Origin of the sequence: Candidatus Frankia alpina (assembly GCF_902806485.1) — a bacterium.
In the GTDB taxonomy this organism is placed as follows: Bacteria; Actinomycetota; Actinomycetes; order Frankiales; family Frankiaceae; genus Frankia; species Frankia alpina.
The window spans coordinates 71,997-78,335 of the sequence record NZ_CADCWT010000002.1 but is presented as its reverse complement, the minus strand read 5'-3'; the positions used below and the strand labels follow the sequence as shown (position 1 = coordinate 78,335).

The 6,339-nt window shown below is 69.0% G+C and carries 10 protein-coding genes; all 10 read right to left on the bottom strand.

Annotation, left to right across the window (positions count from 1 at the left end; all coding sequences use genetic code 11):
* A partial coding sequence (locus tag G6R25_RS00775; RefSeq protein ID WP_272871438.1) for a magnesium chelatase domain-containing protein occupies window positions 1-520 on the bottom strand: 520 nt, incomplete at its 3' end.
* Window positions 520-876, bottom strand: coding sequence for a YraN family protein (locus G6R25_RS00770; RefSeq protein ID WP_163551253.1), 357 nt, complete (start codon window positions 874-876; stop codon window positions 520-522). The genes G6R25_RS00770 and G6R25_RS00775, both read right to left, overlap by 1 nt.
* A gap of 254 nt (window positions 877-1,130) precedes the next feature.
* A complete protein-coding gene (locus G6R25_RS00765) occupies window positions 1,131-1,427 on the bottom strand; it encodes a DUF2469 domain-containing protein (RefSeq protein WP_009742334.1) in 297 nt (98 codons plus the stop codon).
* Window positions 1,424-2,149 carry a ribonuclease HII gene (locus tag G6R25_RS00760; RefSeq protein ID WP_163551252.1) on the bottom strand — a complete coding sequence of 242 codons (726 nt, stop codon included), beginning with the start codon at window positions 2,147-2,149 and terminating at the stop codon, window positions 1,424-1,426. Before G6R25_RS00760 ends, G6R25_RS00765 begins: the two co-directional genes overlap by 4 nt.
* Entirely contained in the window at window positions 2,146-2,994 is an 849-nt protein-coding gene (gene lepB, locus G6R25_RS00755; RefSeq protein WP_328591741.1) for a signal peptidase I, read from the bottom strand. The genes G6R25_RS00760 and lepB overlap by 4 nt, the downstream gene beginning before the upstream one ends.
* Window positions 2,995-3,496: 502 nt before the next feature.
* Window positions 3,497-3,853 carry a 50S ribosomal protein L19 gene (gene rplS, locus G6R25_RS00750; protein WP_044886201.1) on the bottom strand — a complete coding sequence of 119 codons (357 nt, stop codon included), beginning with the start codon at window positions 3,851-3,853 and terminating at the stop codon, window positions 3,497-3,499.
* A gap of 240 nt (window positions 3,854-4,093) precedes the next feature.
* Entirely contained in the window at window positions 4,094-4,918 is an 825-nt protein-coding gene (gene trmD, locus G6R25_RS00745; RefSeq protein ID WP_163551251.1) for a tRNA (guanosine(37)-N1)-methyltransferase TrmD, read from the bottom strand.
* 80 nt (window positions 4,919-4,998) lie between these two features.
* Window positions 4,999-5,541 carry a ribosome maturation factor RimM gene (gene rimM / locus G6R25_RS00740; protein WP_136446327.1) on the bottom strand — a complete coding sequence of 181 codons (543 nt, stop codon included), beginning with the start codon at window positions 5,539-5,541 and terminating at the stop codon, window positions 4,999-5,001.
* Between the two features lie 47 nt (window positions 5,542-5,588).
* Window positions 5,589-5,822, bottom strand: a complete 234-nt coding sequence (locus G6R25_RS00735) for an RNA-binding protein (RefSeq protein ID WP_009742328.1) — start codon at window positions 5,820-5,822, stop codon at window positions 5,589-5,591.
* Complete coding sequence (gene rpsP / locus G6R25_RS00730) at window positions 5,823-6,284, bottom strand: 30S ribosomal protein S16 (protein ID WP_163551250.1); 462 nt, start codon at window positions 6,282-6,284, stop codon at window positions 5,823-5,825.
* Between the last annotated feature and the right edge of the window lie 55 nt (window positions 6,285-6,339).

Sequence of the window (6,339 nt, the reverse complement as noted above, 5' to 3'; positions counted from 1 at the left end):
GGGGCCGTGCCGCGCGCAGAACCGCCAGCACACCGGCCAGATCTATGGCCGGTTCGATTCGGGCGCCGGGCACCAGCGCCGCCTCGGCCGCGTTCGCTGCCGGGACCACCACGCGCTCGACGCCCGCGGCGGCCGCTTTGAGAACGGCCGGCAGCACCCCCCTGACCGCGCACACGCGGCCATCCAGGGCCAGCTCCCCGATGAACACCCGGCGGAGCAGAGAGTCCGGCGGCACCACCGCGGCGGCGGCAAGCACAGCGACCGCCATCGCCAGGTCGAAGCCGCTGCCCGCCTTCGGCAGGGTGGCGGGAAACAGGCCGAGGGTGATCCGGCGGTTCGGCCAGCGCTGGCCGGAGTTGATCACCGCCGCATGGATTCGGTCGCGCGACTCGTGCAGGACGGCGTCGGGCAGGCCGATCAGGGTCAGTCTCGGCAGGCCGTCGGCAAGATCCGCCTCGACCTCGACCATATGCCCCTCAACCCCGAGGACCGCTACTGCCCGTGCTCGAGCGAGGGCCATCAGAACGCACCCCGCAGATGCTCGACGCGGACCGGACCGGCCGGCGGGCGGGACACCAGCACCACGTCGAAACGCACCGGGGAGGGCGCGTGCGGGTGCTCCGCGAGCCAGCGGGCGGCCAACCGGCGGATCCGGGCCGCCTTCGGACCGACGACCGCCTCCGCTCCGGACCCGTAACGCGTCCCGGATCGGGTCTTGACCTCGCAGAACACCAAATCGGGTCCGTCTTGGAGCACGAGATCGAGCTCGCCCTCCCGGCATCGCCAGTTGCGGTCGAGGATTGCCGCGCCACCCGCCGTCAGATGCCGGGACGCGACCTCCTCGCCGAACCGGCCCAATCCGTCCTTCGCCCGCATCGCCATACTCCCGTCCGCCGGGGGACGTGCGCCCGCCGGCCTCTTTCAGCGTCGGCGCGACGGATGGAAACGACCAGAACCCTTGATCGACATGTGGATAGCGAAATGTTATCCACAGGCGAGCGACGGGCAAACCGAGCCGAGCGGGAGGGGGTGGGAGAGGGCGAGAGATCCCAGATCACCGCAGCGCGGGCGGGAGTCGCGGCAGAGCCGGGCCGACGGCGCCGGAGGGGCTTGCAACCAGAAGCGGAGCCTCAGAGCTCGGCCTTGGTCAGCTCCTCCACATTGATGTCCTTGAAGGTAACGACCCGGACATTCTTAACGAAACGCGCCGGGCGGAACATGTCCCACACCCAGGCGTCCCGCAGGGTCAGCTCGAAAAAGACCTCACCGTCCGTGCTGTTCCTGACCTCGATCTGGTATTCGTTGGCGAGATAGAATCGACGTTCGGTCTCGATGACGTACGAGAACAGTCCCACCACGTCGCGGTACTCGCGGTAGAGCTGCAGCTCCATCTCGGTCTCGTACTTCTCGAGGTCTTCCGCGCTCATGCGGTCTCCGTGACGCCATGCAGGCTGGTCGCAAGCACTCTGTCCTCCAGCCACAATGATCGAGCTTCCCTCGTCGGCACCGCATGCGCAGCCACGTTGACGTACGACTTCCGGTGCTCGTCACACGGTCCGTACCGCGCCAGCGCCGCCGCGTGGGCCGCGGTGACGTATCCCTTGTGCTGCGCGAAATCGTACTCGGCATAGCGCGTGTGCAACGCACGCATGATCCGGTCCCTCGTCACCTTCGCCACGATCGAGGCCGCCGCGATGCACGCGGCAACCCGATCCCCCTTCACAACCGCCAACGATTCCGACCCGAAGCCGGCGACCGCAAATCCGTCTGTGAGCACGTAGCCCGGCCGATGCGCCAGCCGCGCGACGGCACGCCGCATGCCGGTGATGTTGGCCACGTGCACGCCGGTCCGATCGATCTCCGCCGCCGGAATCACGACCGTCGACCAGTCCTCGGCCGCCCTCAGGACCTCGTCGAAGAGGCTTTCCCGGACGTGCTCGGTCAATAGTTTGGAGTCCGCCAGCCGGGCAGACAGCCGGCGCCTGCTGTCCGGACCGAGCACCACCGCGGCGACGACCAGCGGGCCGGCGCAGGCGCCACGACCCGCTTCGTCAACCCCGGCAACCGGGCCCAGCCCACAGCGCACCAACGCCCGTTCATAACCGAACAGGCCGGCGTCACGCCGGATCACGACCCCGCGCGAGCTCATGGATATCCGCGCCGCCGCGGTGGGACCGCATCCTCTGCGGCGGCATCCCCGGCGACGACGAGCCGCCGATCACGACGCCGCGCCCGCCAGGCCGGCGGGGTCAGCGCAACGAGCGTCAGCAGGGACGTGTCGTCCGCGATCGGCACGCCCGACCCGGGCTGGGCCGCCGCCGTGCCGGAGGTGGCCGACGCCGCAGGTGTGGTGGATGCCGGCATCGCGCGAGGAGCAACCGACGCGGCGGGTATTCCGCCGAAGTTGTCCGGCACGCCCAGGAAGCCGAGCCGGCTCAGCGGCCAGACCCGGACGAAGGCACGGCCAACCACTTTGTCCTTCGGGATCGGCCCGTTCTGACGGGCATCGGAAGACGCCCCCCGATGATCACCCATCACCCACAGATAGCCCGCGGGCACCTTCAGCGGGCCAAAACGCTGGTAGTCATTCTGGTAGACGTACCGCTCGTCCAGCGGATGGCCGTTAACCGTCACCCGGCCCTCGGCGTCGCAACACGCGACCGTGTCGCCGCCGACTCCGATGACCCGCTTGATGAAATCGGTTTCACTCGGGGCGCCGAGGCCGAGCAGGTTCTGCGCACCACGAACAAACCTACTGAAGGCATTGGTGGGCTTGGGAACGATCGACTCCTGATGGTCGAAACCCGTCCCCTTGCCGTTGAACACCACGATTTCACCCCGGTGCACGTCCCGGAAATGGTAGACGACCTTGTTGACCAGCACACGGTCGTCAATCAGAAGAGTCCGCTCCATCGACTCTGACGGGATCCAGAAAGCCTGGACCAGCAGCGCCTTGATGAGCAGTGCCAGCAGAAAAGCGACCAGCACGAGCACGGGCAACTCGCGCAGAAAAGAGCCCCGGCCCCGGACTCCCGAACCGGGCCGAGCGATCCGGCGACCGCCGCCCTGCTCGTCCGGTGCCGTGGCCGGCGCCCCGCCCGCACCGTCGAGTGCGGCCTGGGCGTCGACATCGTCACGGGATCCCATGGAGTCGGCAGCCCACCCGGACCGCTCACCGCCCGCGTCATCCCGCGAAGAGGAGAACCGCGGCGATCCCTCGGAGGCGGGATCAACCCGCCGTGCATCGTCGACGGGCCGATCGCCTCCTGCGTCTCCCGACGGACGATGCCCACCCGGACTGGATGCGTTCACTCCGCCACCTCGCTGGATCGACCGACTGACCTCATCGGACCGGTCGACGTGCCACCAGCCGCCCCATGCGACGTCGTTGCGGACCGTGCCGCCTATCTTCGTCCAAGAACGGGGTCAACACGTGCACGGAGTACCGGCAAGTCGCCGATAAGAGGTCCGAGCGGGGCACTGGGTGACGAGCACGTCAGCGCGAGATCGGCTCCCGCTTCTCCTTGATCTTCGCAGCCTTGCCGCGCAGCTCACGCAGGTAGTACAGCTTCGCCCGGCGGACGTCACCGCGGGTCACGATCTCGATCTTGGACACGATCGGGCTGTGCAGCGGGAAGGTGCGCTCGACTCCCACGCCGAAACTGACCTTCCGAACGGTGAAGGTCTCCCGCACTCCGCCACCCTGTCGACGGATGACGGCACCCTGGAACACCTGGATGCGCTGACGGTTTCCTTCGACGACCCGCACGTGGACCTTGAGGGTGTCGCCCGGCCAGAACTCGGGCACGTCGGTCCTCAGTGACTCGGCGTCGAGGCTGTCCAGGGTGTGCATGGCAGTCGCTTCCTGAAGAGGTTGAGAGTGGATCGTCCGTGCCCTCGGCCCACGACCGCGACGAACAACCCACGGCTGAGCCCGACCCGGACCCATGCATCGACAGGCTCCACCACGGAGACGTCCCGCAGGGATCATTTCGACCTGAGGCCACCCGAGCCGGTCACGAACCGGCGGACACTGCATTGTACTGTGCCACACGCGCGGGCGACTCCGACCGCGCACCCCGCCGCCCACCGGTCAGGCCGGGTCAGGCAAGTCCATCGACGAACCCCGCCCGACCATGGTCGCGCCACCCACAACCGATCCGGATGTCGCCGCGACGTGCTCTGCTGGCTCGGCCGCCACGGCTTCGAGGACAGCACGGTCCGCGTCGGACAGCTCGGCGTGCTCCACCAGATCCGGACGCCGCGCCAGCGTACGGCGCAGCGCCTGCGTACGCCGCCACCTGGCCACGGCCGCGTGGTCCCCGGATCGCAGCACCGCGGGTACCTCGGCGCCCCGCCAGACCTGCGGACGCGTGTACACCGGGGCCTCGAGCAGACCGTCGGAAAACGAATCGTCGGCCGCCGATGCACTGTTGCCGAGCACCCCTGGCAGGAGGCGGGCGACCGCCTCGAGGATGACCAACGTGGCGACCTCGCCGCCGGCCAGCACGTAGTCCCCGATGGAGATCTCGTCATCTGCCCAGGCGTCGATCACCCTGGCGTCGATGCCCTCATAGCGGCCGCAGCAGAACACCAGCCACGGCTCCCTCGCGAGCTCCTCTGCATGACTCTGAGTGAACGGTGCGCCGGCCGGGGTCGGCACCACGACTCGCGGGCGACGGTCTGGGTCCGACGCCGCGATCTCCGTCAGCGCCGCATCCCACGGCTCAGGGCGCATCACCATTCCGGGACCACCGCCGTAGGGTGCGTCATCGACCGTCCGGTGAACGTCACTGGTCCACGCACGCAGGTCGTGAGTGCGGACGTCGAGGGTCCCCCGCTCCTGTGCCCGGCCCACCAACGACAGGCGCAACGGCTCGAGGTAGGCCGGAAAAATGGTCACGACATCAGCACGCATCGGCTGCTCCCGGATTATCGGGGCCGGCCCCGAGGCGGGGGTCGTCCGGAGACTCGGATCATCGTCGGGCCGGAGCGGGATCAGTCGAGATCCAGCAGACCAGGAGGTGGATCGACGACGATCCTGCCCGCGGCCGGATCCACGGTCGGGACGATCTCCCGGACGAACGGTACGAGATGCTCGCCCCCGCCCGGGCGTCCGACGGCGAGCAGGTCGCCCGCCGGCGCGTGGATGACGTCTGTCACCCGGCCCAGCGGGGCACCGGTCGTCGTGACCGCCTCCAGGCCGACGAGATCACGATCCCACCACGTGTCGCCGACGTCACCGTCAGCCTCCTCGTCCTCATCCACCGGAGATCCGGCCTCGGCGAGGTCGATGGTCAGCAACACGTCGCGTAGGGCTTCCGCGGCGCCGCGGTCCTCGACCCCGTCGAAGCGGATCAGCAGACGGCCCGAGTGCCAATGGGCCGCGGCGACCGTGAGGGGGGCACCGCCGCCCTCACGCCCGAGCACCGCGCCCAACGCGAACCGGCGCTGCGGCACATCCGTCCGCACCTCGATCGTGACGTCGCCTCGAACGCCGTGCGGCCGACCGATCCGGCCGACGACGATCGCCTCAGCCACGGAGATGGGTGCCGAGTGGACCGCACCCATCGCCATGCCGAGGAGCGCTAGCGGTCCACATCGACGACGTCGATCCGAAGTCCGCGGCCGCCGACGCCTCCCATGACCGTGCGTAGAGCGCGGGCTGTGCGGCCCCGCCGACCGATGACCTTCCCGAGGTCGTCGGGATGTACCCGCACTTCCAGGGTTCGGCCTCGGCGACCGTTGTTCAGATCGACACGGACATCGTCAGGGTGATCGACGATGCCCCGCACGAGATGCTCGAGGGCCGCTTCCAGCACCTACTGCCCCGCGGCCGTCGACGCATCCGCGGCCGGCGCATCCGCACCCTCCGCCGACGCGGCCTTCTTGGTGGCCTTCTTGGTGGCCTTCTTCGGAGTGGTCGCCGGACGGTCCTCTGCGCCTGCGGCGGCCCGCGCCGCAGCCTGGAAGACCTCCCGCTTGTCGGGCTTCGGCTCGGCGACCTTCATGGGCGGCGGGGCCGGCAGGTTCTTGAACTTCTGCCAGTCACCGGTAACCTTGAGGATGGCGAGGACCGGCTCGGTGGGCTGAGCCCCGGCCGAAAGCCAGTGCCCCACCCGATCGGCGTCGACCTTGATGATGCTCGGGTCGGACTTCGGGTGGTACTGCCCGATGGCCTCGATGACCCGGCCGTCCCGCTTGGTGCGGGCGTCGGCCACGACGATGCGGTAGTGCGGCTCGCGCATCTTGCCGAGACGCTGCAATTTAATCTTGGTTGCCACGGTGGTCGAACGGCTCCAGACGTGTCGGTGACCGCCGGACTCCGGAAGTACGGAG

What these genes read in the sequence shown, in the direction of transcription:
- G6R25_RS00770 (WP_163551253.1), bottom strand. Translation starts at nt 876, where the DNA reads ATGCGGGCGAAGGACGGATTGGGCCGGTTCGGCGAGGAGGTCGCGTCC.
- G6R25_RS00765 (WP_009742334.1), bottom strand. Translation starts at nt 1,427, where the DNA reads ATGAGCGCGGAAGACCTCGAGAAGTACGAGACCGAGATGGAGCTGCAG.
- G6R25_RS00760 (WP_163551252.1), bottom strand. Translation starts at nt 2,149, where the DNA reads ATGAGCTCGCGCGGGGTCGTGATCCGGCGTGACGCCGGCCTGTTCGGT.
- rplS (WP_044886201.1), bottom strand. Translation starts at nt 3,853, where the DNA reads ATGCACACCCTGGACAGCCTCGACGCCGAGTCACTGAGGACCGACGTG.
- trmD (WP_163551251.1), bottom strand. Translation starts at nt 4,918, where the DNA reads ATGCGTGCTGATGTCGTGACCATTTTTCCGGCCTACCTCGAGCCGTTG.